This is a genomic window from Campylobacterota bacterium, from assembly GCA_040752835.1.
GTDB lineage: Bacteria > Campylobacterota > Campylobacteria > Campylobacterales > Sulfurimonadaceae > Sulfuricurvum.
In genome coordinates this window covers 624,286-647,081 of sequence record JBFMGG010000007.1, presented here as the reverse complement: position 1 = coordinate 647,081, position 22,796 = coordinate 624,286, and the positions used below count along the sequence as shown (strand labels likewise).

At 50.6% G+C, this 22,796-nt stretch carries 37 protein-coding genes; 11 read left to right on the top strand and 26 right to left on the bottom strand.

Translation table 11 applies throughout. From position 1 onward, the window contains the following. The first annotated feature begins 25 nt into the window (after positions 1 to 25). The 6 genes from AB1763_09425 (at position 26) to AB1763_09400 (ending at position 5,737) form a co-directional block, all read left to right on the top strand. Complete coding sequence (locus AB1763_09425) at positions 26 to 418, top strand: phage protein Gp36 family protein (GenBank protein ID MEW5833042.1); 393 nt, start codon at positions 26 to 28, stop codon at positions 416 to 418. Continuing rightward, the gene (locus tag AB1763_09420) at positions 408 to 899 is read left to right on the top strand and encodes a DUF1804 family protein (GenBank protein ID MEW5833041.1); all 492 of its coding nucleotides are present in this window, start codon (positions 408 to 410) and stop codon (positions 897 to 899) included. The genes AB1763_09425 and AB1763_09420 overlap by 11 nt, the downstream gene beginning before the upstream one ends. Continuing rightward, a complete protein-coding gene (gene terL / locus AB1763_09415) occupies positions 886 to 2,634 on the top strand; it encodes a phage terminase large subunit (protein MEW5833040.1) in 1,749 nt (582 codons plus the stop codon). Before AB1763_09420 ends, terL begins: the two co-directional genes overlap by 14 nt. Positions 2,635 to 2,636: 2 nt before the next feature. Continuing rightward, on the top strand, positions 2,637 to 4,022 hold the full coding sequence (locus tag AB1763_09410) for a DUF935 family protein (protein ID MEW5833039.1): 1,386 nt from the start codon (positions 2,637 to 2,639) through the stop codon (positions 4,020 to 4,022). Next, a complete protein-coding gene (locus AB1763_09405) occupies positions 4,019 to 5,182 on the top strand; it encodes a phage minor head protein (protein MEW5833038.1) in 1,164 nt (387 codons plus the stop codon). Before AB1763_09410 ends, AB1763_09405 begins: the two co-directional genes overlap by 4 nt. Before the next feature lie 90 nt (positions 5,183 to 5,272). Further along, the gene (locus AB1763_09400) at positions 5,273 to 5,737 is read left to right on the top strand and encodes a phage virion morphogenesis protein (protein MEW5833037.1); all 465 of its coding nucleotides are present in this window, start codon (positions 5,273 to 5,275) and stop codon (positions 5,735 to 5,737) included. Here AB1763_09400 and AB1763_09395 read toward each other — a convergent pair. The 10 genes from AB1763_09395 to AB1763_09350 all read right to left on the bottom strand — a co-directional run bounded on the left by AB1763_09395 (position 5,726) and on the right by AB1763_09350 (position 9,904). Continuing rightward, positions 5,726 to 5,992, bottom strand: a complete 267-nt coding sequence (locus AB1763_09395) for a Mor transcription activator family protein (protein ID MEW5833036.1) — start codon at positions 5,990 to 5,992, stop codon at positions 5,726 to 5,728. The two genes, AB1763_09400 and AB1763_09395, sit on opposite strands and share 12 nt — an antisense overlap. Before the next feature lie 79 nt (positions 5,993 to 6,071). Beyond that, a complete protein-coding gene (locus AB1763_09390) occupies positions 6,072 to 6,476 on the bottom strand; it encodes a phage protein GemA/Gp16 family protein (GenBank protein MEW5833035.1) in 405 nt (134 codons plus the stop codon). A gap of 128 nt (positions 6,477 to 6,604) precedes the next feature. After that, positions 6,605 to 7,507 carry an AAA family ATPase gene (locus tag AB1763_09385; GenBank protein MEW5833034.1) on the bottom strand — a complete coding sequence of 301 codons (903 nt, stop codon included), beginning with the start codon at positions 7,505 to 7,507 and terminating at the stop codon, positions 6,605 to 6,607. Between the two features lie 75 nt (positions 7,508 to 7,582). Beyond that, positions 7,583 to 7,786, bottom strand: coding sequence for a hypothetical protein (locus AB1763_09380; GenBank protein ID MEW5833033.1), 204 nt, complete (start codon positions 7,784 to 7,786; stop codon positions 7,583 to 7,585). A 44-nt stretch (positions 7,787 to 7,830) separates the two neighbouring features. Further along, positions 7,831 to 7,992, bottom strand: coding sequence for a hypothetical protein (locus tag AB1763_09375; protein ID MEW5833032.1), 162 nt, complete (start codon positions 7,990 to 7,992; stop codon positions 7,831 to 7,833). Continuing rightward, positions 7,989 to 8,657 carry a hypothetical protein gene (locus AB1763_09370; protein MEW5833031.1) on the bottom strand — a complete coding sequence of 223 codons (669 nt, stop codon included), beginning with the start codon at positions 8,655 to 8,657 and terminating at the stop codon, positions 7,989 to 7,991. The genes AB1763_09375 and AB1763_09370 overlap by 4 nt, the downstream gene beginning before the upstream one ends. Beyond that, on the bottom strand, positions 8,644 to 8,895 hold the full coding sequence (locus tag AB1763_09365) for a Mu transposase C-terminal domain-containing protein (protein ID MEW5833030.1): 252 nt from the start codon (positions 8,893 to 8,895) through the stop codon (positions 8,644 to 8,646). The genes AB1763_09370 and AB1763_09365 overlap by 14 nt, the downstream gene beginning before the upstream one ends. Then, the gene (locus tag AB1763_09360) at positions 8,892 to 9,398 is read right to left on the bottom strand and encodes a host-nuclease inhibitor Gam family protein (protein MEW5833029.1); all 507 of its coding nucleotides are present in this window, start codon (positions 9,396 to 9,398) and stop codon (positions 8,892 to 8,894) included. Before AB1763_09360 ends, AB1763_09365 begins: the two co-directional genes overlap by 4 nt. 139 nt (positions 9,399 to 9,537) lie before the next feature. Beyond that, entirely contained in the window at positions 9,538 to 9,726 is a 189-nt protein-coding gene (locus tag AB1763_09355) for a hypothetical protein (GenBank protein ID MEW5833028.1), read from the bottom strand. Between the two features lie 13 nt (positions 9,727 to 9,739). Further along, positions 9,740 to 9,904 (bottom strand): hypothetical protein, encoded by a 165-nt coding sequence (locus tag AB1763_09350; protein MEW5833027.1) that lies wholly within the window; start codon positions 9,902 to 9,904, stop codon positions 9,740 to 9,742. Here AB1763_09350 and AB1763_09345 point away from each other — a divergent pair. From AB1763_09345 to AB1763_09325, 5 genes are all read left to right on the top strand, one after another. Continuing rightward, positions 9,897 to 10,196, top strand: a complete 300-nt coding sequence (locus AB1763_09345; protein ID MEW5833026.1) for a S24 family peptidase — start codon at positions 9,897 to 9,899, stop codon at positions 10,194 to 10,196. The genes AB1763_09350 and AB1763_09345 overlap by 8 nt on opposite strands. A 27-nt stretch (positions 10,197 to 10,223) precedes the next feature. Continuing rightward, positions 10,224 to 10,940, top strand: coding sequence for a hypothetical protein (locus tag AB1763_09340; GenBank protein MEW5833025.1), 717 nt, complete (start codon positions 10,224 to 10,226; stop codon positions 10,938 to 10,940). Between the two features lie 463 nt (positions 10,941 to 11,403). Beyond that, the gene (locus tag AB1763_09335; protein ID MEW5833024.1) at positions 11,404 to 12,309 is read left to right on the top strand and encodes a hypothetical protein; all 906 of its coding nucleotides are present in this window, start codon (positions 11,404 to 11,406) and stop codon (positions 12,307 to 12,309) included. Beyond that, the gene (locus tag AB1763_09330; protein ID MEW5833023.1) at positions 12,306 to 14,141 is read left to right on the top strand and encodes a hypothetical protein; all 1,836 of its coding nucleotides are present in this window, start codon (positions 12,306 to 12,308) and stop codon (positions 14,139 to 14,141) included. The genes AB1763_09335 and AB1763_09330 overlap by 4 nt, the downstream gene beginning before the upstream one ends. Beyond that, positions 14,138 to 14,485: a DUF6527 family protein gene (locus AB1763_09325; GenBank protein ID MEW5833022.1), complete on the top strand. Its 348-nt coding sequence runs from the start codon at positions 14,138 to 14,140 to the stop codon at positions 14,483 to 14,485. Before AB1763_09330 ends, AB1763_09325 begins: the two co-directional genes overlap by 4 nt. Before the next feature lie 20 nt (positions 14,486 to 14,505). On the opposite strand, the gene AB1763_09320 is transcribed toward AB1763_09325, so the two are convergent. The 16 genes from AB1763_09320 to AB1763_09245 form a co-directional block, all read right to left on the bottom strand. Then, the gene (locus AB1763_09320) at positions 14,506 to 14,841 is read right to left on the bottom strand and encodes a hypothetical protein (GenBank protein MEW5833021.1); all 336 of its coding nucleotides are present in this window, start codon (positions 14,839 to 14,841) and stop codon (positions 14,506 to 14,508) included. Positions 14,842 to 14,849: 8 nt separating this feature from the next. Beyond that, positions 14,850 to 14,999, bottom strand: coding sequence for a hypothetical protein (locus AB1763_09315; GenBank protein MEW5833020.1), 150 nt, complete (start codon positions 14,997 to 14,999; stop codon positions 14,850 to 14,852). Beyond that, on the bottom strand, positions 14,989 to 15,159 hold the full coding sequence (locus AB1763_09310) for a hypothetical protein (protein MEW5833019.1): 171 nt from the start codon (positions 15,157 to 15,159) through the stop codon (positions 14,989 to 14,991). The genes AB1763_09315 and AB1763_09310 overlap by 11 nt, the downstream gene beginning before the upstream one ends. Continuing rightward, entirely contained in the window at positions 15,149 to 15,721 is a 573-nt protein-coding gene (locus AB1763_09305) for a hypothetical protein (GenBank protein ID MEW5833018.1), read from the bottom strand. Before AB1763_09305 ends, AB1763_09310 begins: the two co-directional genes overlap by 11 nt. Before the next feature lie 454 nt (positions 15,722 to 16,175). After that, entirely contained in the window at positions 16,176 to 17,030 is an 855-nt protein-coding gene (locus AB1763_09300) for a ParB/RepB/Spo0J family partition protein (protein ID MEW5833017.1), read from the bottom strand. Further along, positions 17,027 to 17,392 carry a hypothetical protein gene (locus AB1763_09295; GenBank protein MEW5833016.1) on the bottom strand — a complete coding sequence of 122 codons (366 nt, stop codon included), beginning with the start codon at positions 17,390 to 17,392 and terminating at the stop codon, positions 17,027 to 17,029. The genes AB1763_09300 and AB1763_09295 overlap by 4 nt, the downstream gene beginning before the upstream one ends. Continuing rightward, the gene (locus AB1763_09290; GenBank protein ID MEW5833015.1) at positions 17,389 to 18,111 is read right to left on the bottom strand and encodes a DUF2786 domain-containing protein; all 723 of its coding nucleotides are present in this window, start codon (positions 18,109 to 18,111) and stop codon (positions 17,389 to 17,391) included. Before AB1763_09290 ends, AB1763_09295 begins: the two co-directional genes overlap by 4 nt. Next, the gene (locus AB1763_09285) at positions 18,108 to 18,482 is read right to left on the bottom strand and encodes a hypothetical protein (protein MEW5833014.1); all 375 of its coding nucleotides are present in this window, start codon (positions 18,480 to 18,482) and stop codon (positions 18,108 to 18,110) included. Before AB1763_09285 ends, AB1763_09290 begins: the two co-directional genes overlap by 4 nt. Next, positions 18,479 to 19,129 (bottom strand): ParA family protein, encoded by a 651-nt coding sequence (locus tag AB1763_09280; protein ID MEW5833013.1) that lies wholly within the window; start codon positions 19,127 to 19,129, stop codon positions 18,479 to 18,481. The genes AB1763_09285 and AB1763_09280 overlap by 4 nt, the downstream gene beginning before the upstream one ends. Further along, positions 19,126 to 19,287 carry a hypothetical protein gene (locus tag AB1763_09275; protein MEW5833012.1) on the bottom strand — a complete coding sequence of 54 codons (162 nt, stop codon included), beginning with the start codon at positions 19,285 to 19,287 and terminating at the stop codon, positions 19,126 to 19,128. Before AB1763_09275 ends, AB1763_09280 begins: the two co-directional genes overlap by 4 nt. Then, a complete protein-coding gene (locus AB1763_09270; protein MEW5833011.1) occupies positions 19,284 to 19,520 on the bottom strand; it encodes a hypothetical protein in 237 nt (78 codons plus the stop codon). Before AB1763_09270 ends, AB1763_09275 begins: the two co-directional genes overlap by 4 nt. A 20-nt stretch (positions 19,521 to 19,540) precedes the next feature. Further along, positions 19,541 to 19,876, bottom strand: a complete 336-nt coding sequence (locus tag AB1763_09265; protein MEW5833010.1) for a hypothetical protein — start codon at positions 19,874 to 19,876, stop codon at positions 19,541 to 19,543. A gap of 10 nt (positions 19,877 to 19,886) precedes the next feature. Then, a complete protein-coding gene (locus AB1763_09260) occupies positions 19,887 to 20,090 on the bottom strand; it encodes a hypothetical protein (protein ID MEW5833009.1) in 204 nt (67 codons plus the stop codon). 191 nt (positions 20,091 to 20,281) lie between these two features. Continuing rightward, on the bottom strand, positions 20,282 to 20,776 hold the full coding sequence (locus tag AB1763_09255) for a hypothetical protein (protein ID MEW5833008.1): 495 nt from the start codon (positions 20,774 to 20,776) through the stop codon (positions 20,282 to 20,284). Between the two features lie 231 nt (positions 20,777 to 21,007). Next, positions 21,008 to 21,436: a tetratricopeptide repeat protein gene (locus tag AB1763_09250; protein MEW5833007.1), complete on the bottom strand. Its 429-nt coding sequence runs from the start codon at positions 21,434 to 21,436 to the stop codon at positions 21,008 to 21,010. Continuing rightward, positions 21,433 to 22,005 (bottom strand): hypothetical protein, encoded by a 573-nt coding sequence (locus AB1763_09245; GenBank protein ID MEW5833006.1) that lies wholly within the window; start codon positions 22,003 to 22,005, stop codon positions 21,433 to 21,435. The genes AB1763_09250 and AB1763_09245 overlap by 4 nt, the downstream gene beginning before the upstream one ends. Positions 22,006 to 22,796: the final 791 nt, after the last annotated feature.

The following is a 22,796-nucleotide window of genomic DNA, read 5'->3' as shown; positions in this document are numbered from 1 at the left end:
ATTAAACACTATCACAGGACGGTCAATGATTACAATCGCAGATATCGAAAACGAACTCAGCGTCGCGGAGCTCAGACAGCTAAGCGATCTGAACGCCACAGGAGCGATCGATAACGTCATCGTCCAGGACGCGATCGACGACGCGCTGGCATTCGTCTCCTCATTCATCCCTATCCCGATCAATCCGACTCCCTACCTCAAAAGCATCGCCGTGGAGATCGCGGTATACGAGCTGCGAAAATTGCACGATCTCCACGATCGGGAGGTGATGAAGGAGCTGGAAGCCAAACTGGTACGCATGGCCAAGGGTTCGATCCCGACCACGACCGATACGTCCCAAAAACAAAATGCCTCGGCCGCATCGTTCCGGCACGGAAGACGCCGCATCAGCTTCGAAGGATTCAGCGATGGCCACTAAAGAACAAAAAGTCGAGATCGCCCGCGCCCTCTATATCGCCGGACGTAACGAGGAGGAGATCGCCGCGATCATGGAGGTCTCCAAACGGACCGTCCAGAATTACAAATCCGCCGACGGCGGGGCCGGGTACGACTGGGACGTTCTGCGCGCCGAAAAGCATATCGCCGCCGATTCGCCGCGCCGGGAGCACCTTTACAGCGACTTCGTAGGCTATATGCATGACACCCTCAAAGAAGTGCGCGATTCCGAATCGCTCAAACCGGAGGAGAAGGCAGACAAGATCGTCAAGCTCGCCGATGCGTTCGCCAAGATGAAAGCGATCGTCCGGCACGAGGACCCTATCGCCTACAAGCACGGTATCATCAAACATGTTATCCACACCATTGCCGAAGAGGTAAAGGCGTCGGGGGATAAAGCGATGCTGGAGCGTTTCATCGAGATTATCGAGCGGATAGGGGAGCGCCTCGATGTCGCTATTTGACAAAGAAGAACTCCGCCGCCTCTTAGCCGATACCAAGGCGGAGCTGTTGGATGATGGCCACAGCGAGCGGATGGCGCAGCGCCTTACTCGCCGTGAATACATCAAATGGCTAAACGGTTTTACCGAGGATCTGCGCGATACGATACGATCCAACTCGACTCTCCCGGTCGAGCAGCGCGATGAGCGGATCCAGCGTCAGCGCTGCGACTTCCACTATTTCCGGACGACCTACTTTCCGCATTATTACTACCTTCCGGGCAAATCCGAGCTCCAGGAGCAGCTCGAATCAGTCTACCACCGTATTTGTGACAAACGGCTCACCGCTTCGGTCGACATTCCGCTTGCAAACGGAGGCGGTACGCTGGTCGGAGAAAAGTTCGCCATTGCCGCACCGCGCGGTCACGGTAAATCGACCGATGTCTCCGTTGTATTCGTTATCTGGTGTATCGTCAACGACCTCAAGCACTTCATCACGATCTTCTCCGATGCGATCGAGCTGACCGAGACGTTGATCGAAGCGATCAAGGCCGAGCTCACCGAAAACGACAACCTCAAAGCCGACTTCCCGCACGCGACCGGAATAGGGCGGGTATGGCGCGTCGGAGATATCGTTACCTGTAACGGAATCCGGGTCAAGGGTTTCGGATCCGGTAAACGGGTGCGGGGTATCAAGCACGGCGTATGGCGTCCGGATCTATCGATCATCGACGATCTCGAAAACGATGAAAACGTCCGAAGCCGGGATCAGCGGGACAAGCTCGAAGCGTGGCTGGACGAGGCGGTCGCCAACCTGGGCGCGGTCGACGGTAGCCTTGATATCCTCTACATCGGCACCGTTCTCCATCGCGATTCGGTTCTCGCGCGCAAACTGAAAATGGGGTTCTGGAACCCCAAAACGTTCCGGGCGATCGTCACATTCCCAGAGCGGATGGATCTATGGGATCAGTACGCTGTGATCTACAAGCGCCACGGCCTCGAAGCGGCGCACGACCACTATCTGGCCAACAAGCCCGATATGGACGCCGGAGCACGCGTACTGTGGCCCGATGCGGTGCCGATCGAGACGCTGATGCGCAAGCGCTCCGAAGCGCCGAGATCGTTTTCCAAAGAATTCCAAAACAACCCCAGTTCGGAAACCCAGAAATTCAAACGCGAGTCCATCCACTTTTACCGGTCGCTGCCATCGCATAGAAAGCTGCGTATTTTCGGATGGTGCGATCCGGCCGGAAACGGCAAAAAAAGCGATTTCACGAATATCACGATCTTCGGCGTCGACGAGCAAGCGATGAAAGGGTACGTCATCGAGTCGTATAACGAGGTGATCGGATCGCTCGATATCGTCCGTAAAATCGTCGAGTACCAGCAGCGCTACCGATGTGCCGTGTTCGGCGTGGAAACCAACGGAGGACAGTTCCACCTCAAGGCGTTCATTCTCAAGGAGGCGTTCGAGCAGGGGGTCCACATGCCGCTGCGCGGTATTCACAACAGCGACAACAAGGAGCTTCGCATCGAGGAGTTGGAACTCCCGATCGAAAACGGACAGATCCTGCTGCACGAGGATCAGGTGACGCTGATTGACCAGCTCGAGGAGTTCCCGGAAGGGAATAACGATGACGCGCCAGATGGACTGATCGGAGCCTACCGTCTCAGCAAACTCGCCAAAAAACAGAAAGTGTCCGCGCCTCGAACCAACCGGCGCAACCATGCGGCACGGCACGCACCCCGAAGGAGATGATAATGAAACGACTATTTAAGAACCTCTTTGCAGCAAAACAGACAAAGCCCAGAGCCTCCGCCGCCGCTCCGGCCGTGGACCTACTCCAAAGCGTCATGGATGATCTTCCGGTTCGCAAGGAGTGGCTGGAGCGCGAAGAGCTTGACCGGATCGAACGCGATGCCACCGTGATAAGTGCGCTCGGAAGCCGTAAGGCGGCTACTCTGAAGAAGGAGATTTTTTTCACAGGCAAGGATCAGGGGAAAGCCGATCTGCTTTACGATACGTTCGACCACGGTACGATGAGAAAGATCCTCGATGCCCCGTTCCAGGGTGCAAGCGTTTTCGAGATCAACTGGATCGAGAAGGACTCGCTACTGTTGCCACGGCTCATTGAACGCCCTTACGAGCAGTTCGTTGTTAAGAATCAGATCCTTTACTTCGCCCCACACGGAGCCCCGGAGAATATTCCACCGTATAAAGCAGTCGCGGCGCTCTACGAGGACAAATACCATCGACCGATGGGGAAACCTTTGGCCGAATCGCTCTTCTGGTACGTCAAGTTCAAAAACGCTTCGCTGGAGTTCTGGGTCAAATTTCTCGAAAAATACGGCGTCCCCTGGGCGATCGGTAAGACCGACGGTGACAAGGACACGATGGCGGACGAGATCTACGCGATGCTTTCCGGAGACGCTGCGGTGATCGATCATGACGAAGAGATCGAGATAAAGACTGCGGATAAAACGGGGGATTTCGACAAGATCACGGCATACCTCGATGACCAGATCCGCGAAGCGGTCCTCGGCGGGAATCTGACCGGCAACGTCAAAGGCGGGAGCTACGCCGCCGCAGAGGTGCATAACGATGTGCGCGAGGACATTGCGATGGCGGACGAAAACATGACCATCTCCCTGATCGAAAAAGTCGTTCAGATGTTCGTCGAGATAAACCACCTCCCTGACACCGTAGAGGTATCGCTCAAGGACAAGGACGACCCGAATTACAAGCTGGCCGAGCGCGACGAGAAGATAGCGAACATGGGATACCGCCCGACCAAAGAGTACATCGAAAAGACCTACAACATCACTGTCGAAGAGGCTTCGTCTCCTGCACCGCTCGCCAACCGGTCATTCGCGCAAAAGCTGATCTCGCTCAGTGCTACCCGGCCGATCTCCGATACCGATACGCTTTCCGGTCTGATCGATCTCAAAACGATCGCACTGTCATTTCAAACTCAAATCGCCGAAATCATAGACGGCGCGGAAAGTTTCGAAGAGGCTATCGACCGCCTCCATGCCGCCTATCCGCAGATGGATATCTCCGAGCTCCAGGAGACGATGGACATTGCGCTCCAAAGCTCCTATATCCTCGGCACCGCCGAAGCGGAGTTTGAAGAGGAAGAGGAATGAGCCTCCCCAAACCATCGTTCGCATTCGGCCTGAAACCGCGCGAAGCGATCGAGTACCTCCGTTCCAAAGGGTACAAGCTCTCGTTCGATTATAACGAGATGATGCATGACGCGCACCACAAAGCCTTCACAGTGGCCAAAGTCACCCGTCTCGATCTGCTCAGCGACATCCACTCATCGATCACCGAAGCGATGGCGAACGGGACCCGCTTTGAGGACTGGAAGAAGCAGATCATCCCGACACTGGAGAAAAAAGGGTGGTGGGGACGTCAGGAGATCGTCAATCCGAAAACCGGAGAGGTCAAGGAGACGATCATCGACGGCAACCGGCTCCGAACGATCTTCAAAACCAATACCCGTGTCGCCCATGCTACCGCCCGTTATGAGCAGCAGACGCGCAGCGGTCTGGAATATCTGCAGTACGTCGGAGGACTGTCGGAACACCCGCGCATGAACCATCTGGCCAAAAACGGCACCGTATTGCCCCGTACCGATCCGTGGTGGCAGACCAACTACCCGCCGAACGCATGGGGGTGTCAATGCCAGGCACGGGCCTGGAGCCGCGCCCAGATCGAGCGTCGGGGCTGGAAAGTCTCCGAACCTCCGGGCGACAACATCGCGACCCCGGACTGGTCCTACAATCCCGGAGCCGGGAATCGCGTCTCCAAACTCTCGAAGATCGATCTGAACGCAAGCCTGTCGTCGCTTCCGAAACTCTCCGATGCCCGGCGCAAAGAATTCGCCGGTCTCAGCGAAGAGCAGCTCAAAAAACGGTTCTACGGAGCGCTGGGGGTTAAAGCCGGTGATACCTACGTGGACAGGGTGGGCGACCCGATGGTCGTCGATGACAGCCTCTTCACCGCCGGAAGCGGTCACAGCAAGCTGACCAAACGAGATCGGCATTACTATATCGACGAAATCGCCGCTACCGTATCCGATCCGGACGAAATCTATCTCGAATTCGACGACAAGGCCAAGCGCCTCGTTAAAAAAATGCTGCGGTATTTCAAGGGGGACGGGGGGTCTAAGCGTGCGATCATCGTGCTGTTCGAGTATCTGCCGGATAAAACTCAGGGGGTCAGTGCCCATGTGATCGATAGTTCGGGGGGAGTTGAGAAAAAGCGGATCGAAAAACTGATTTACAAGAAGGGGCAGGAGTGAAGCCTTCTTTTTACCGGGGTGGAGCCTGCTCACCTTATTATGTCGGCCAATCCCTTCTTTCCAAAATCATACCATAAAACGGAGCGAATGATGATACAAATCGAGATTCAGAGCGCCGACGTCCTCGGTGCGATCGAGCAGCTGCACCGAAAGATCGGCGATATGTCCCAGCCGATGGAACGGATAGGGATATATCTGACCAACATCACCGAGGAGAGTTTCGATAACGAGCGATCTCCAGAGGGCGACGCATGGCATCCGCTGGCCGAGTCCACACGGGCATATAAGGCCAAATACGGAGGCCATAAAATCCTCCAGTCAAAAGACCGGAATCTGCGGGAGAGCATCACGCACGATGCTACCGATGCGAGCGTTATCGTGGGAGTAAACGCCTACAGTGCAAAGGGGTACCCGTACCCGATCGCACATCAGTTTGGAACCGAAGATGGAAGATTGAAGGCGCGACCGTTCTTTCCGATCACGCATGATGGCGAGTTGATTGATGGGGCGAGGGAGGAAGTGCTGGAGATTATTATGGAGTTTTTAGGAGAATAGGGAGGGGTTGCGCACGTCGCCGATGATCTCGTAGATCCGGCTCAGGCTGAGGGAGTACTTCATCGCCAGCTCTTTGGGCGAGAGTCCTTTTTCGGTGTAGTCGTGGATGATGACGTCGTTGCGTCCGTTGAGCTGCCACGACGGGACATATATCGGCATCCCGCCGTACTCTTGCATCAGCTCTTCGTTGGTGGCTCCGTCTTCGCGAATGCGTCGGCAGAACTCGGTAAAAATATCAAAATTGGTAACAGCCATTGCAAACCCCTCTGCGATGATGTATAATTCGGTTGCTTAGGTCGAATTATGCGTCTCTCTCTCGCAGGGGGCGCGACTCTCACTTCATGTTCTCCAGCGCCAAAATCACCTTCTGAGCTTCGTTAAACGTCATCTGATCCGGAGATTCGTACTCTTTTTTGATGATCCGCCTGCAAAAATTCAGCAGCGCCGTATCGCTTTTGTCCCGCGCTTTGGCGTCCCACGTTTGCATGATCTTCCATACCTGCGCGGGCGTCGCCTGTCTGGGCTTGAACGTCGGGAGCCAGTCCCTGCGCATATTCAGATAATCGACCAGGGCGATCAGGTCCGACACGCTCAGGTCGCGCGATGATTTTTTGCCGAACGCATCCTCGATCATCCTCACGTACTCTTCCCGGTTGTCGCGGTAGTAGTTCTGGTATCGGATCGACGTATGCACCTGTTTGACGAGCGAAGCGTGTGCTTCTCGTTGTTTTTTGGTCATGGTATGGTCCTTTTTTCAGGTATGTACCACATAAACCACTTAACCACTCGACCACACACATACATCTCATAAAGTTCGCATTCATGGGCTTTTTAAGTGGTAAGTGGTCGTGTGGTGCGTGTGGTAGGTTATAGGAGAAAGTAGAGCTTTAGTTTACCTTTCCCATCTTTGATCTCCCAAAACCGCCCCGTATATTTGGCGAGGTTATTGCGGGCGAGCTTATCGTCCTTGGCTTTGCCGATCTCGGAGAGCAGCTGGCTTTGCCCGATCCCGTCCGGGTTCTTCTTGAGCACTTCCTTGATCGCATCGATGAAACTCTGCTCTTCCGGTCGGATCACCGCCTGATCGTAGGCGACGATCTGAAGGTCGTAGCTGATCTTGTCCAGGCGGAACGCTGTGTTATCCACATGGAACCGTCCAGCTTCAACGTCGAGCAAAAAGATATCGTGCTGTTCAGTACCGTTTCCGGAGCGCATGAAGTAGATATTGTCTGCTGCGCTCTTGAACACCCCTGACCCCTGATAGTTCTTCTCGTTCTTATTGGTGTGATGCAGTAGTATGATCGTCGCTCCGGCGTTACGCAGCCGCTTCATGACGTTCATGAAACCTTTGGCCATCGCCTCGTTCTGAACGTCGCGCACAAAGTCGGTGATCGAGTCGAAGATCATGACGTAATCGCGATAAGCATTGCCTACCGCACCGTCTGCGAGCAGTTTGAGCGCTTCGTGCGACATCATGGCCACCGTCTCCGGGTGAACGTAATCGAGCCGATCGATCAGTTGCTCGATCACGTCCGATGCCCCGCGCTCTTTCAGGGCAGAGAGTGGGTTGTCGAAGTCGAAATACTGGACGATCTTGTCGGTGTTATCATGCAAGTACTTTGTGAGACCGAGACTGAACCGGCTCTTTCCGTGTTTTGGAGGCGCAAAGTAGATTGTGATCGCCTGCTCGACCAGAAAGTTGTCGATGATGTAGCGGACGTCATGGTTGAAGTGTTCGGGTTTGAGCCCTTTGCCTCTGAACGGATTCATAGTAATCACCTTTTTGAAAATAAAATGTAAGTTGATTCAATCGCCCCCAGCTCACTGGAGGCTGTTAAATCCACGTCATCTTTGGCTCATCGCACAGATCAGCCGTTCCGGTTTCCCACAGTACTGTGTCATGACGACGATCACGGTTCGTCCGTTTTCATCGCGGGTGGCATCGACGAGTACCTCTTGGCCGTTATGCTCTTTTAGGTTCGGATGACTTTGCTTTGCTCCGAACATTCGAATCGCTCCGGCAGATACGGTTCTTGGGTCAAATCCCATGTTTTTCTCCTTATGTCTCACGCGCAGTGTTGGTTCTGTAATTTTCATAGCGCGAGCACTCCTTTCATCTTCTCTTCAATGATCGCTCTTGCTTCGCGAAGTTTCCGGATGTTCTCGTCCGACTTCACCCGCTCCAGCCTCATCATGCATCTGCCCTCATGCCGTTTCTGACGCACGATCGCGTCGATACGTTCAAAGGTACTCATGCCCCGATCCCCAGCAGCTCATCGAGCGACAGCTCTACCGTTTCGACGTTGTTACGCTCGTACTCCCGACCGCGCTCGAACGCTTCGGTTGCGATTCGTTTCAGATAATCGAGTGTTACCGTAACTGGCGGTCGTGAAGGTACCACCACGGTACCCTCTACTGCTTCCGATTTTGGAACTGTATCAGGCTCCGGAGCAGGGGGGGCGTCCTTTTTGAACTGAGGCATCTGCTCTTTGGCCTTCGCTTCGCATTCGATGCAGGTGCTTTTCCGCAGCACTCCGCGACCCGGTTTTTTCTTGAACGCCTCCATCGGCTTGTTTTCGCCGCACGTATCACAGACCTGGTACGTCGCCTCATGGAGCATGTCTTTGATCTCTTGCCCGACCGTATCTACAGGAGCTGGTTCTTCATCCGGGTCACCCTCATCAGGAGCAATCTCGAACAACGCCCGGATCGATGACGGAAACTCGTTCGGTTTCATGAAGCGAGGATTATGCTGGTCACCGTTTGGAAGGATCAGATAGCACAGCGCGCTGATCTCACAACCGGCATTTTCGAGTGCGGTTTTCGACGGGGTCGTCTCGATCGCTTCGTTGGGCATGCATCCCTTGAGGAACCCGTTGTAATAGTTGTCTGGTATCCAGATTTTCTCATCCTTTGCCATTGGACGCCTCCCCGATAGTTTCGACATGATCCAGCTCGATCACGCAGATTTCGTTTTCCCATGCATCATAAATGCGATAGCAGCTCTTTTCTGTATCGACATCCACCTCCATATCGCAGAACACATCACTTCCGCTGTATCGATCCAGTGATTCATGGGTATAGCGTTGTCCATTGAACTCGATGCCGCCATCTTTTACCCGCCGGATGATCGGCGCATAGGCTGGTACGGCACTCATGCCGCACTCCCTTCGAGATCGTTCTCTTTCGTCTCGATCCAGAATTTGTCCTCGACCACCAACGTCGCATCGACCAGTGCGAGACGTTCAGCGCTCCAGCTTCGCATGATCTCTTTGTTGACCGTCGGTTTGATCGATATCGCTTCATCGAATCCATGTTTCTGCAGCAGCTCGAGCGTCGTTTTCTTCACCGATACGCTCGTGCTTTGGCGATACCCGAATAGTCCGAACTGAAGCTCGATCGTCTTCTTGTCTCCGAAGAGCTCGGAGCGGTTGTACTCGCTGTAGACGTTGAGCGATTTTTCGAGCGATTCGATCTGCTCCAGCATCGGACGGACCTGATCGGCAAGCTTCTCCTTGACCGCATTGACCTCGATATCGGCATCGGCCTGGGCTTTCCGGACATTTGCTTTGAGGTCGGCGATCTGGTGCAGTACGCTGTCCGCGTCTGAAAGCGACGTGATTTTCTGGATTTCGGTTTGAGGTTTGCTTCGTTTTGCCATGCATTTCTCCCAATATACAAAGCCGTACCGCGTAGCTACCGCGACACGCGCTTTTTTCTTGATTCTAAGTCCCATCGGAACCACCTAAAAGTTATTGGAGTCCTCCATCAGACCGCCCGTCGGCGATCTTGAGAAACACTCACTCCGGTTCGAATTCGCAGATTTCTAATTCGCACCTCCTGTATGGGTTGATCACTCCGGATATTTCGACGTCGTACCACGTCTCCCCCTGAAATTCCCGCACCCTTACCACACGTCCTTTGAACAGCCCCACATATACCCAGCTGTCCTCCTTTATGGGTTCTGATTTCATATTGATCGGCTTCACATTTCCTCCTTTGTCATGTTGTTTCCATCGCGGGATCACGCTCCAGGCACGTCCCACTTTCGGTCAGGTCCCGATAGCGTCCTTCCCAGTATTTGGCCTTGGCCTCTTTGGTGTCTGCCTGTTTTTCCAGATCACGGTTCGCATTCGTCGTATAGACGTTGTTCGTCCCGATGATCACGACCAGAACCGTTTCGGCGATCAGCGCCGTATTCGGAAATTCGATGGAGCCGTTCGTCAGTAATGGCGAAACGGTTATCCTGGAACGGACCGACGACGCCCGCAACGGTGAGACGGTCATCGCAAACATCAACGGCGATATTTATATAAAGAGGATCAAAAAAGACCCCCTCAACCGATGGGTAAAATTCCTCAGCGACAACAACGAATACGACGAGATCGAGCTAAAAGGAAAAGACCTGGAACACGTCACGATCATCGGGATCGTCCGGGCGAAGATCAGGCCGTTTTGATTTAAATTTAAAGTAAAGGGGTTTCAGATGGTTGCATTGTTTTTCATTCTTGGGTTAGTAGGAGCTTTTTTTGCATGGAAAAAGCTTTCAAAAAACTATATTGAAAAGGGTCATAATAAATACGTATCCCATGGGGCAGGGATTATAGCTGGATTCGCTGTTTGGTTTTTTGCTATGCTGATTGGTGTAGCGATATTTGAGCCTAATCAAAATACTGCTTCATCTGCTGAAATAACCACAGAAGCAGAAGTGAATCCAGCCCAGCAATTTGAAGCTGATCGTAATGCATTAAAAACTTATCTCAACGCGGTAAACAGAGAAACCGGATATGTTGATTCTATTATCCAGGATTTGGGACGCCATTTGACGAACGGTGATGTATATTTGGCTTCAAGCTCTGCGTCAAAATGTATTGATGCCGCCAATGTTGTTCAGCTTGATCTATCAAGTAAAGATCAGCTAAAACCAATCGAGCTTAACAATGAGGAAAATACTGATAAATTGGAAAAGGCTATTCAAGATTTATCTCTTGGTTACTATATTAAAAAAGGGTATTGTGAAACCGTACAAGAATTCATAGATACTCAAAAGCCATCATTAGTAGTAGAAGCGGAAGAAAAATCGAATAACGCCCAATCGACGATTATTGGAGCCGTAGGTCAAATAATGGCAGTTGCATCAGCATACAAACTCTCTTTTAAAGATGGAGAATGGAAAGCAGATGAAACAAACGGCACAAAATAGATTTTTGATTTTAAAATAAAAGTTTGTCCTTTTATTTTGTCCCTTTGTCTGTGTCCCTAAGTGTCCCTTTGTCGTGTCCCTAAGTCGCACTTTTACCACACTTTCGACCACACGTGATGAGGTCGGGTGCGGCATCGCGCTTTCGCGTAAATTTTCATGGCGTTATTCAGGCCATAAACGCCTATACCGTCGAGTTTTAGTCATTGGAATACCGTGTATCGTTTCGGCGGTTTTTTCGTTAAATAGACGGCAGTTTTCGCAAAAAAGCGCAATAGTGCAGAATGAGCGAGTGGTTTTGATAATGAAACATCAGTGATTCGCGCTTAAAACTCCCTATTTTAGGGATTCGCGCTCTTTTTGGATCACTGTCATTTCATCCTACCCCTCACACGGGCGTTCACAGCTCAATGAGATGCTCCGCACCTATATGTCTCCTCATGTCGATACAACGGCGGGATCTGCGGTGCATAAGGTAGCAGATGGGGCAAAGGCGCTCTATCAGGCCGAAGATGACGTGATGCGGTTCGCGGCGGTGAAACAGCTCATGAACGACGGGATATGGGAGAGTGCTGAGGGCAAGATACTAAAACGTCGGATGGAGATCGAAGAGGCGATGAAGCATGTGAACGACACCATCGTACCCGATTACTCCAAGCCGATGTCACAGCTCGCCCTCACGCTGCGCGATAGCGGGGTGGTGCCGTTTATGTCATGGACGTATTACTCCACTCCGATCCTCATCAAACAGCTATCTGAGCACCCGACGCGGGTCATGGCTATCGCGGCTGCGTGGTATGGGCTGGATCGGTTGTTCGGGGTCGATCCGTATGATGATGAGAGTATGCCAAAAGGATTCGCGGAGCAACGGGTAGCGGTAGGCAGAGAGGGGGACAAGGTGACTGGGCTGCGGGTCAGTTCTATGATCCCGCATATCCAGCTCGTAAACCCTGCCAATACGTTTCTCGAACCGCTCACGAGCGGGATCCCTCAGACGATGCTGGGGGAGGCGACAAACTATAACTTCTACTTCCGCAAACCGATCACGACGAAAGAGGGGGGAGAGGGCGCGTATCATCGGGTGAAAGATGCGGTGCAAAATGCCCTCCCATCCCCCGACGTGATCGACAAGGCGTACAACCTCGCGGAGAGCAAGCTCCTCGACAAAGAGACGCGTAGACGGGATCGTGTGTTTGAGCCGCGCACTCCCGCTCAGGAGGCGGCATCGTTTTTCGTCAATCTGCAAACGTATGACGTGAGCAATAATCGGGAGCGGATGCGAAAGGATAAGGCCACCTCTAAGCGCAACGATAAAAAATGGGACAAAAAGACGGATGAAGCAATGAGAAAAATGGAAAGGATCTTTCAATGAAAACACCCCACGAATTACGGCTGATGCTCCAAGAGAGCTATGAGCTATCAATCCAAGCCCGACGCGAAGCCGCAGAGCATCGCCGATACTATGAGGGGGATCAGCTCCCACCCGATGTGCTCGCGGTACTGCAATCGCGATCTCAGCCGATCCAGTGGGAGAACACCTACAAAGAGATCGGGAATAAGATCCTCGGATACAAGGCGACGGCGCGCAAACAGCTCAAAGTGGGAGGCCGTCAGCGCAACGATGCGGACATCGCCCGCCTCCTCACCGATATCTGTCTGAGTATCCCTGACAGTACCGAATACGATTCGCACAAAAAGCTGTGTGATGAGGACCTGATGATCACGGGGCAGGGGGTGATGGAGATCACTCTCAACGTCCTCGAAGGTAGAGATTTGGAGGGGAGAGCCGAGAAAGAGATCCTCGGCTATCATGTACCGTTTGAAGAGTCGTTCACCGATCCGTATGCCAAAGCACCCGATTATAGCGATGCACGGTATTTTCACCGTCCGCGCTGGATGGATCGGGAGGATCTGTATCAGTATTTTGATGCGGCATTAGTCGATCGGCTCACCGCGAATTACAACTACACGAATGCGTGGAATCTCAACGAGTACCGTCAAAAAGCGGGGATGAAAGATCCCGGACGCGATCGGGTGCTTGTCACCGTCTCATGGGTGCGTGAGTGGGACAAAGAGAAGCGGGAGATGAAGATCCGATGGTACATTTGGAGCGGCGATACGATCCTCAGTCACGGGGACAGTCCGTACAGTTTCAAGCGGATCCCGTTTGTCGTGCGACGGCTCTACTACAAAGACGGGGTACTTCGCGGGCTGTTCCATGACATCAAGCCGATCCAAGACAGTATCAATTTTAAACTGCTCCGTATCGCGAATCTCCTCGGTTCGGTCAAGATCCTCTATGAATCTGATGCGGTGGATGATCCCGATGCGTTTGCGGATGAGTACAGCAAAGATGACGCGGTCGTGGGTGTACGCCCCGGAGCGATCAGCGGGGGCAAGATCAAAGAGATCAAACACGGTGCGGAGATCCAGTATCTGATGCAGCAGATCGTCGATGCGCGCCGTCGTGCCAAAGAGATCGCCGGGCTGAATGATGAGGCGATGGGTGCGGCGGTCAACCGTCTCAGCGGCTATGCGATCGAGCAGCGTCAAAACGTCGGGATGATCGGGTTGGCTCAGTATCTCGATGCGTCGATGGACGGGGAGAAAGATTTTTACAAGATGGCGATCTCTATCGCTCAGGATTTTTTCGATGCGGAACAGGTGCTGCGGATCGTGGAGCCGAACGAGAAAGACCGGCTCGTGACGATCAACGAGATCGAGCGGGACGAGTATACGGCGGCGGTGCGAAATAGCGATGGGTCGATGAAGCGCAAGAACATCCTCCAAACGGGGCGCTATGATATCACGCTCACGATGGTTCCGCGCAATCAGGGTGCAATCGCCGAGCGGTACAAACAAAACGTCGAGCTGATGAAAGAGGTGCGTGCTCTCGATCCGACTGGGCGTATCGGGCTGGAGTTTCTCCCTGAGCTGCTCGCCGATGTGGATGCTCCGAGTGCCGAGAAGATGCGGGAGCTGGTGGCGAAGCATCTGGAAGGGATGGGGGATAGCCCTCAGGCGCAGATGCAAGAGCAGACGGTACAGCTACAGATGCAGCAGATGCAAGCGAAGATCAAAGAGCTGGAGTCCAAAGCGATGATCAACGCAGCTAAGACTCAGAACATCCTAGGGCAGTATGGGAATGCTGTGGAGCAAGGGGATGAGATGGGGCAGGCGGTGCAGGGGGAGGTCGTAGCATGAAGGCAATACCTCTTAAAAAAAATCCCAATGATATCGGGTTTATTCAATGCGAAGTCCATGATGCAACCCATGTGCGATTAAAATTTCCATTGGAATTTAAGGCGTTACAAGATCGGTATATCCCTGTTCAATTATCAGGATCACGACAAAACACGAATAATTGGTCATGGAATGGAGATACAGAAAAACCGACTCTTAAACCAAGCATACTAACCGAGTTTCCATGGGGGGAGGATCGAACCATACATAGATGCCATTCATTTGTAAATGATGGCAAAGTAGAATTTTTGCATGATTGTTCTCATGAGCTTGTAGGGCAAAGTGTTGAATTGTTAGACATATAATTAAAGTCGTAGCGTATAGGCTACGACAGCATGGCAAAAAAATTGGGGGACTTGCTCAGGATCGTCTGGGTGAGCCCCAAGAATAAAATCCAAAACATCGAGATATCAGCCCATGCCTGCATATAGTCGGTAAGACTATTTCGGGATCTCATTTCTGATGAAATAATAGCGGTTATGATAAACGGGATAAAAAAAACTCCGCCAATCATAAATGTTTTCATTACCCCTGTAACCGTATCAATGTCGATAGGGAATAGACCATAGTAGGCGGATGTGCTTACAGCCGTAATCATCGATACAATATAGGCCACAACAAGCTCGTTATGATAGCGTATGGTTCTGATGACTCTGCTCATGCCGGTTCCTATGATTTTGGTTTTTCTCCGGAATGGTTTTGATTTCCGGATTGGTTTGATTTGGTTACTCCGCTCATACCGCGTTCGAGGTTGGCTTTAGTGATTCCACTCATCCCGTCATTGGTATTTGTGCCTTTTTTGCTGTTATCATTTGCCATCTTTAGATCCTGATTGATTAGTCGTTTGTTGGCCTGATCCGCCTTTGTTAGCACTTCCAACGCCGCTAAACCCTGTTTGCGGATCAGGGCGGTTGGATTTACCGATACCGCTTACTCCTTCATTTATATTGGTCGGTTTATTACTGTTGTCACTTGCCATCGGTTTCTCCTGATTTATTTGAGTCTGTTGGTGGAGGAGGCGTTTTGTTCGCTTCTTGAAGGCCGCTTATGCCGGCGCTGCTATTGTTTTCCTGTGCTTTTGATATCACACGTTCAACTTTTGGAGAAGGTCTCTCTATCTTTTCTTTTGCCATGGGGGTCTCTTTTGTGCTGATTTTTCCATATATCAATGATAGCGTAAAAATTATACTGCATATAATTCCTATGATAAACGGCAAGTATTTCCATTTATCCAAGAAGTCAAGAAAAAGATCTTCTTTGAGCCCTCCTGTGGTTTCTATGATATGTAGAATCTGCTTTTTATTTCGGATAAAAATCAACATAATCATGGAAGAAACGGCAAGGAAAGAGATGAGTGCTATGATGATAGTGATGAACATGATTTCTGTGATCTGAAAATCTTTATTAAGAAAGAGTGCCATAAAGAATCCGATGGCCGCAACCGATAGTCCAAGGATCGTTTTGTCTGCTTCCAGTTCATTATTGAAAAAAGCTTCCAGTGATGCTTTGTAGAGTTCTTCGTCTTTTTGATCTTGGGTCATTTTGTCTCCGATCCGCCGGCGGATTTTATCTACCGGCTATTTTAACGTATTTTCATCTTTTCGGCGGATAACCACCGATTTGTCATGTCGAATTACCCGTGGTGTATGGTTATCAAGAAGATAGAAAAACTCATCTCCATCGTCATACGAATGGATGATATAACCATAGTACCAAAGGTAAGGGAGTTCTTTTTTAACTCCGTCAACGTATGCTTCAAACAGTATGATCCGTTTGCCTTCTATCTCTACAATACCGAGATAGCAAAGATCAGATGGTGCATATATCTTGTACCCAAAAGAGTACATAGCCGATGTATTTATAGAGCGTATTTCTAAAAGAAAATCACCCGGACACATCACCGCTCCGCAATCAAAATGATATGGGATCTCCTGAATCTCCGGAGGTGATGCAAAGGTAAACCCTAAAATATCACCGGCACATGCGTAATCGAATTTAGGGTGGGTTTTTAGCGGGACGGATACCGTGACGCACCATAAGATCAAGGAGGTCTTTCTCAAAAGCATTAACGGTTTTTTTGGGCAGTTTACCGCATTCGATATGGTAGCCCTCATCGTCGCGCTTGAATGGCATGATCGGTTTTTGGGATTGCTCCCGCGCCTCTTTATCCCGCTGTATTTTATTCCACTGCGAAAGTGTAGAACGCAGATCGGAGCGGTTTTTCTCCCCACGTAATACCTCATGGTACACTTCGAGCTGGAACCGCTCAGGGTACTTTTGGAGTTCGACGAGGAGATCCACTCCGATCTTTGGGCGGTTGGCGATCAGGTGCTCACGTACCTCCGGAATGAGTCGGCTGATGGAGCGGATATTCCGCACCTTTGTTACGTTGGAGTATCCGAGGATCTGCGCGATCTCTTCGTCACTCATCGATGTGAACGGTTCGCGCGATATAGCGATCTGGATCTCGATAGGGTGAAGATCGGTACGCTGTACGTTCTCGATCATGGCAAGGATGGCGAGATCATCGTCGGAGGCTTCGATGATGTTGGCGCGGATCGTATCGCGTCCGAGGAGCTTGTGCGCCTCAAAGCGGGTATGACCGGCGATGATGGTGTATCGATCACCGTTTCGTCGCAGAGCAATAGGCTGGAGCAGCCCATGCTGTTCGATAGAGTCGGCCAGTGCTCTGAGCTTTTCAGGATCGTAATCCATGCGGGGCTGATGCGGGTTGGGATCAATGATATCTAAAGAGATATCAGAAGATCCGGACTGAGTACCGGATGTTTTCAGTGCCGCTCCTGATGCTATGGAAGCGAGGAGGTCGGGGTTGATGGGTGGTTTTTTCATGACATCGCCTCCTCTATCACGTAATCAAAGGTATATTCGTTGATAACTTTGTCCCGTGTAAATAAACTTTTACGTTTGCAGAGTACATTTTCCTCTTCAATGACAAAATATTTATCAGGATCTACCAATTTCAATACCTTGTTATTATTCGCCACGAGGATCTCTACGACCTCTCTTTTAGTGAATACTCTTTGCTCTGTTGCCGTATCGATAATGGAATCGACGTTCTCTAAAATTCGGGTAATCGATTCGCGATCGTTTTCGCTGAGATCCTCGATGTCATTGAGAGATTGAATATCCATTTTTAGATAGTTAAGCGTTGATAGCATTTTTTTGTTTGCGTTGTTTAGATTTAGGTTCATGGTTGTGGCTCCTTATGCTCTAACGCGAGAGTATTATGGTTTGATCCGGTAACGCCTTTATTGATGCTGATCTCACTTGCATCGATCACCCCTTTTAATAGAGCTGGAGAATCCATATCCCTTTTGATCGTGCGGGGTTTCATATTTGACTCTTCAAAATATTCTCGTGCCTCTTCATGTTTTGTGTCAACAGGCACAAGACTTTTACCCATTGTTTCAGAGTGATGTTTGAAAAATTCGTCCTGACTCTTTTTGATTAGATGTGATATGCCAATACCAAGCCCTTGCTTGTATTCATTATAGACGGATGGTTTTAGCCGCTTATACTGCTTTTTGAACTCTTCGCTTTTTTTGTATATTTCATCCTCGAAGTACTCGCCCATGTATCGCATAATCTCCACATCTGCTTTTCTTCCGGCAACGGTTACGGATGCTTTTTTGCCCCGACATTTGGCTCCGTGCTGATATACAACGAAACATCCACTCGCCCATCCTAACTGCCCCCAAAGAGTCGATACCCATACGGGGAGTTTATAGTAGTGTCGTGAGCAGAATGTCTCGCTGACAAACGGGTTATTATCGAGATCCGTTTCAGAGATACCGTATGATGCCATCAACTCTACCGCTTTTTGTGCTGCTAATTTAGCCTCATAGGGGTTATCGCTCAGGCTGAGAGCCAGTAACTTTTTTATCCGTTCGATGATTTTGGGATCGCTCATGATTGTGGCTCCTCAGTGTTGATATTTAATAAAGTTTTAATGGCTATCTCATGGAAAATATCGAAAAACTTAGGCGCTAAGGTGTCGTAATCGGGACGACCTTTAAGCGGAAATCCGATTTGCTCATCAAGGCTATCTGTTAGCTCCTGAGTAGCGTCATGCACCGCCTCAAAAATTTCGTATTCCTCAACTTTGTCGATCCCGAAACAAGATAAATAAAATTCACATAGTGCGATATGTTTTTCCGCTTTCTCTGATCCATCCCATCTGCCCTCTGCATTAGACATTAGATACCGATGCACCCAAAACTCTGTATGTATTTTGCAAGCTTCGTAAAAAAGCTTTTTATAATCGGGTGAAGATGTTTTCATCTCTCCACCTCCCCACCCACAATCTCCCGTGCGAGTCGATACATCTCATCTGCTGCATCCGGATGTCGTTCGGAGAGTTCGGTCACTCCGAATCCGTGCCCCATCGATGCGGAGTACACCGCGCGCCGTCTCATAACCGTATCGGCGATAATCGCTGATGGCCAAAGTGATGCTACCTGTCGGATCCCGATAAACGATTTCGACCGAGCATGAGCGCGGGTAATCACGATCATCACCGGAGGGATAGGGGCGTATTCGGATACGTCGCGCAATGCACCGAGAAACGATGCGAATCCGAGCAGCTCCGTGGGATCTTCGGAGATTGGTACAACGACGCGATCGGCGATGCTGATCGCAACCCGTCCGAGGTCGTAGTCATACCCTCCCGCATCGATGATGGTGATGTCATGATCGGTGCTCTGCGTGATCGCGGTGAGTTCCTCGATGGTAACAGCGGTATAAACATGGATCGGAGCGTACCCCGAAGCGATACGCGCCTGAGCTGTTTTGCTGATCGTGAGCTGTTGGCCGTCGATGTCGGCAAGGGCTACGCGCAACCCGCTCATCTGCAATGCGATGGCGAGATTCCATGCAAGGGTGGATTTGGATACTCCGCCTTTGGAGTGGGCGATGGTGATGGTTTTCACTTCACACCCCCCGCAACTTTTTTCAATGTCGCCAACGATCCGGTTCGGATCACTCCGTTGTTGTTTGCCGCTACGATATGATCGTGTTTGATCTCTACGGTGTAGCCGTGACGTTTTGCGTATGCTGCCAGTGTTTTCAGGTCGGTTTGCTGTTTCATGCTACTTCCTCTTCTTTCGGTAGGTATGGTGCTGCGATGATCTCCATCGCTGTGACATAGGGGCGTTTTACCTCTTCGCTGCCGCCGTAGTGCCGTTCCCGGATATACATGAGTACGGTATTTTTGGCCTTGTCGATCTGTTCTGAGATCAGAACGGCCAAGCGGTGTTCGCTCATGTGTTCGGTGAGCAGATCATATAGCTCCTCAAAGCGTTGCTGGGTCTTTGCGGTCACCGGTGATCCTTTGGAACCTCTCATGCGAATACTCCGGTAGAGAGCATCGCTCCAATCGCACCGAGTGAGAGTATCGCCCCGACGTATGCCAATAGCACTGCCATGACTGCACCGGTGACCTTCATAATCGCCCAAAAATAAGCACTTCGATCTCTGAATACGGTAGAATACGCAATCGCCGCGAGGACAAGGTATAAGGCTCCTGCAATCTTCGATGCGAATATACCGATGATGAGCGGGAGGATGATACTGTGGACTACGGATTTTACGATGTCGTTACGTGTGTATGTGTGATAGCGTTTTTTTACGGGGTGGTGAGAGACCCCGTAAGTGTCCGCAACTGGTTCTAGTGTCATAACTTCTCCTTTATGCTGTTTTGTTCAGCGGTGTGAAGACGGGCTTCTCTACAAGTCCGTCCATTGCCTCGTTGATCTCTGTGATCACTTCTTCCAATACCGTGTACATCCCATCGGTACACAACAAATCCCCCCGACGATAATTCGCTAGAGATGTCGCTACGAATTCGACGAGCGTGAGAGAGCGTTCGATACGTTTGCGTGAGTCTGCCATTTGAACTCCTTTTGGTGTATTTAGTACACTTCAAAAGCAATTTTAGTTTATTTTATATGCATTTGTCAATAGTAAAAGTGTATAAAATACATAAGAGTTAAAAAATAGGTGTAGATATTGCACTTTAGTATGAGTAGAGGTGTAGGATTTATGAAGTATGAGGATCCTCTACGGAGAGGACAGGGGAAGAGTTAGTGCTGTTTTTTGAAAATGAAGTCTTTGAGAAGTTGGCGGAGCTGATCATCGCTGTTTTCCCGCGATTTTAGCTCCACATTTTCTCTGAGTAGGGAGATGGCCACTTCCATCTGTCGGCTGATCTCTCCGGATGCCGCTGACTTTTTGATCGCGTCGATACCGTATCCGATCAGCTCGGAGAGCTCTTCGTACCCGATGCCGAGATCTTTGCAAATCTTTTTGATTGGGTTGGTGCCGATAAAGTCGGCGTATACGTGACCGTTTGGCCCACCCTCGATGCGGTCTACTCGATACCCAAGATTTAGACATGCTTGGATAAATGCTCCGTTGGTGACATAGGTGTGCAGATCCGCTTCTGCGTCGTGTTTAAGCTTGTAGGATGAGTGTTTATATTTGCGCTTCGAGGGGACTGCGTTCTCTTTTAGCCACTCTTCGACCATCTCTACCATCTCCAAGTTGCGGATGGGTACGGCCTCTGCTTTTGTGTTCACGAACCCGTTGTCGCTTAGGTATAATTCATTGGTTGGCATGGGTGGTAGCTCCATTTAGCGATAAGCATAGCGATATTTTCAGCAATATAAATAAAAATATCATTTTCGATAAAAAGAATTATAGCGTTATAGAGCGATTTAACTGATTATATCTATGATCTACGTGTCTGGAGGTGTATGATATGCACTACAGAATTTTTATGGATTCGATGGAAGAGAAGAAAGTAGGAGTTACTTTTGGTATCTCCTATTGATCCGAGCGTATTGATCGCATCCCTCTTGCATGCCGTAGTCGCATGATTTTCCGTAGAGTTCCCATGCTTCGGCGATGTCTTGGCGGACTCCGTAGCCGTTTTCATATAGGTACCCTGCGTGCAGGCATGAGATCGGGAGTTTTAGGGTGCATCCTTGCGAGAAGTATTTGAGAGCTTCATGGTAGTCTTTGGGCTGATCGGAGACGGAGAACGATTCGCCTACGAGTTGGCAGCTCATGGCGTGACCTTTGAAGCAGGCCTTTTTTGCATGATCGACAAACTCTCGGAGTGCTGCATCGCTCGGTGCTTTTTCATCGATCTCCCATCCGGTCGTATCGACGTAGGTTTTGTCGGATGCTGATGCCGATAGAGTGAGGATGAGGATACAGATCGCTATGCGGGTCATTTGTCGTATACGATCCCCTTTTCACCGAATCCCGCCATTTTATCCCCGAAGATCGATGTGGTATCGAGGACTTTTTGAACCTTTGCGTGACCAGCGGTATCGTCAACGATCGACAGCGAAGAGGTAGGCGCCGCGATAGGGATCAGGAGAGAGCTAAGTGATGCCTCGAATGCGTGGGATATGAAAATGCGCTTATCTGGCACGGCTTCAAATACAACGGAGAGCGGATCGGTGCCGGTGATAGCGATGGTGTTGACCACGCCTTCGGGGGCAAGCTTGACCCAGAGAGTATGTTTGCCGGCGGCAGGGGAGATCGTGATGTACTGGAGCATGTGCATGCGCCCGATTTTGCAGCGCTCATCCGGGCAGTCGAGGAAGTATTCGTAATCGGTGAACGTAGAGAATGCTTGAGCCGGGAGATACTGCTCCTGCGGGGCGATGATCGTTACCGAGGTGTCGCCGGTGCGTATCGGGATCGTTTGTTCGATCGGGGTAGTTGGCTTTGTTGCAGCGCATCCGGCCAACAGCACAGCAGCGGACATTACGGCGAGCGTATGTAGGTATTGCATCATTCCCTCACGCAGTTGTTTGATATATTTTACCACACTTTCCCATGCTCATCCCGCCGCCCCATTTGTGCAAAATTGCCCACATGCCCCTCTCGTCCTCCTCCGAAACGCGCCCCATTTGCGATTTTTTTTCCTGATTTTAGTACCTTTTAGGGCGTTATTTTTCTCTTTGAATGAGAGCCTCCGGCGATTTTTGGCTTTTTTTGGACGAAAATGCACTACGGTCACCAAAAATTCGACTCGTCCAAAATTCCAAAACGTACCGATCACCATCATCGGAGCAAATCCGCCGGCGGATCGGATCAGACCAAGTGTGCCAAAATCGGTACTGCACGGGTATACAGCCCGACGAGATAGACAATGTAACCGTGCAATATAGGGCTTTTGGTGTTGAGTGTGTGCCAAGTGTGCCAAAATGTGTCAATTTTCACGGGGGTTTACTACCGATTCGAGTCGGTTTGGCTCTCGGCAGGGGGGTGGGTTTTTTCGAGATTCGAGGGGGGTCAATCCCCCAGCCCCGACCCGCCCCAGCATCCCATCAGTGCAAATGCACTATACCCACAAAAAATTTCTAAAAATTTTTAGGGTGGTTCCACTGCTCTGATCGAAGAGGTTGGATGGGGTAATGATATGGGAAAATTTTGCGCAAATGGGGCGCGGAGCGAAACCGACAAAATGGCGGTAACTGAAAAATCGAAACCGACAAAATGGCGGATTCAATCGGACAAAATGGCGGTAACTGAAAAATCGAAACCGACAAAATGGCGGATTCAATCGGACAAAATGGCGGT

What these genes read in the sequence shown, in the direction of transcription:
- AB1763_09395 (MEW5833036.1), bottom strand. Translation starts at nt 5,992, where the DNA reads ATGGCTGTTACCAATTTTGATATTTTTACCGAGTTCTGCCGACGCATT.
- AB1763_09310 (MEW5833019.1), bottom strand. Translation starts at nt 15,159, where the DNA reads ATGGCAAGTGACAACAGTAATAAACCGACCAATATAAATGAAGGAGTA.
- AB1763_09340 (MEW5833025.1), top strand. Translation starts at nt 10,224, where the DNA reads ATGGTTGCATTGTTTTTCATTCTTGGGTTAGTAGGAGCTTTTTTTGCA.
- AB1763_09325 (MEW5833022.1), top strand. Translation starts at nt 14,138, where the DNA reads ATGAAGGCAATACCTCTTAAAAAAAATCCCAATGATATCGGGTTTATT.
- AB1763_09330 (MEW5833023.1), top strand. Translation starts at nt 12,306, where the DNA reads ATGAAAACACCCCACGAATTACGGCTGATGCTCCAAGAGAGCTATGAG.
- AB1763_09315 (MEW5833020.1), bottom strand. Translation starts at nt 14,999, where the DNA reads ATGGCAAATGATAACAGCAAAAAAGGCACAAATACCAATGACGGGATG.
- AB1763_09275 (MEW5833012.1), bottom strand. Translation starts at nt 19,287, where the DNA reads ATGAAACAGCAAACCGACCTGAAAACACTGGCAGCATACGCAAAACGT.
- AB1763_09245 (MEW5833006.1), bottom strand. Translation starts at nt 22,005, where the DNA reads ATGCAATACCTACATACGCTCGCCGTAATGTCCGCTGCTGTGCTGTTG.
- AB1763_09390 (MEW5833035.1), bottom strand. Translation starts at nt 6,476, where the DNA reads ATGACCAAAAAACAACGAGAAGCACACGCTTCGCTCGTCAAACAGGTG.
- AB1763_09365 (MEW5833030.1), bottom strand. Translation starts at nt 8,895, where the DNA reads ATGAGTGCCGTACCAGCCTATGCGCCGATCATCCGGCGGGTAAAAGAT.
- AB1763_09400 (MEW5833037.1), top strand. Translation starts at nt 5,273, where the DNA reads ATGATACAAATCGAGATTCAGAGCGCCGACGTCCTCGGTGCGATCGAG.
- AB1763_09345 (MEW5833026.1), top strand. Translation starts at nt 9,897, where the DNA reads ATGATCACGACCAGAACCGTTTCGGCGATCAGCGCCGTATTCGGAAAT.
- AB1763_09360 (MEW5833029.1), bottom strand. Translation starts at nt 9,398, where the DNA reads ATGGCAAAACGAAGCAAACCTCAAACCGAAATCCAGAAAATCACGTCG.
- AB1763_09375 (MEW5833032.1), bottom strand. Translation starts at nt 7,992, where the DNA reads ATGAGTACCTTTGAACGTATCGACGCGATCGTGCGTCAGAAACGGCAT.
- AB1763_09425 (MEW5833042.1), top strand. Translation starts at nt 26, where the DNA reads ATGATTACAATCGCAGATATCGAAAACGAACTCAGCGTCGCGGAGCTC.
- AB1763_09250 (MEW5833007.1), bottom strand. Translation starts at nt 21,436, where the DNA reads ATGACCCGCATAGCGATCTGTATCCTCATCCTCACTCTATCGGCATCA.
- AB1763_09405 (MEW5833038.1), top strand. Translation starts at nt 4,019, where the DNA reads ATGAGCCTCCCCAAACCATCGTTCGCATTCGGCCTGAAACCGCGCGAA.
- AB1763_09420 (MEW5833041.1), top strand. Translation starts at nt 408, where the DNA reads ATGGCCACTAAAGAACAAAAAGTCGAGATCGCCCGCGCCCTCTATATC.
- AB1763_09370 (MEW5833031.1), bottom strand. Translation starts at nt 8,657, where the DNA reads ATGGCAAAGGATGAGAAAATCTGGATACCAGACAACTATTACAACGGG.
- AB1763_09320 (MEW5833021.1), bottom strand. Translation starts at nt 14,841, where the DNA reads ATGAGCAGAGTCATCAGAACCATACGCTATCATAACGAGCTTGTTGTG.
- AB1763_09300 (MEW5833017.1), bottom strand. Translation starts at nt 17,030, where the DNA reads ATGAAAAAACCACCCATCAACCCCGACCTCCTCGCTTCCATAGCATCA.
- AB1763_09410 (MEW5833039.1), top strand. Translation starts at nt 2,637, where the DNA reads ATGAAACGACTATTTAAGAACCTCTTTGCAGCAAAACAGACAAAGCCC.
- AB1763_09290 (MEW5833015.1), bottom strand. Translation starts at nt 18,111, where the DNA reads ATGAGCGATCCCAAAATCATCGAACGGATAAAAAAGTTACTGGCTCTC.
- AB1763_09295 (MEW5833016.1), bottom strand. Translation starts at nt 17,392, where the DNA reads ATGAACCTAAATCTAAACAACGCAAACAAAAAAATGCTATCAACGCTT.
- terL (MEW5833040.1), top strand. Translation starts at nt 886, where the DNA reads ATGTCGCTATTTGACAAAGAAGAACTCCGCCGCCTCTTAGCCGATACC.
- AB1763_09265 (MEW5833010.1), bottom strand. Translation starts at nt 19,876, where the DNA reads ATGACACTAGAACCAGTTGCGGACACTTACGGGGTCTCTCACCACCCC.
- AB1763_09385 (MEW5833034.1), bottom strand. Translation starts at nt 7,507, where the DNA reads ATGAATCCGTTCAGAGGCAAAGGGCTCAAACCCGAACACTTCAACCAT.
- AB1763_09285 (MEW5833014.1), bottom strand. Translation starts at nt 18,482, where the DNA reads ATGAAAACATCTTCACCCGATTATAAAAAGCTTTTTTACGAAGCTTGC.
- AB1763_09305 (MEW5833018.1), bottom strand. Translation starts at nt 15,721, where the DNA reads ATGACCCAAGATCAAAAAGACGAAGAACTCTACAAAGCATCACTGGAA.
- AB1763_09260 (MEW5833009.1), bottom strand. Translation starts at nt 20,090, where the DNA reads ATGGCAGACTCACGCAAACGTATCGAACGCTCTCTCACGCTCGTCGAA.
- AB1763_09380 (MEW5833033.1), bottom strand. Translation starts at nt 7,786, where the DNA reads ATGGGATTTGACCCAAGAACCGTATCTGCCGGAGCGATTCGAATGTTC.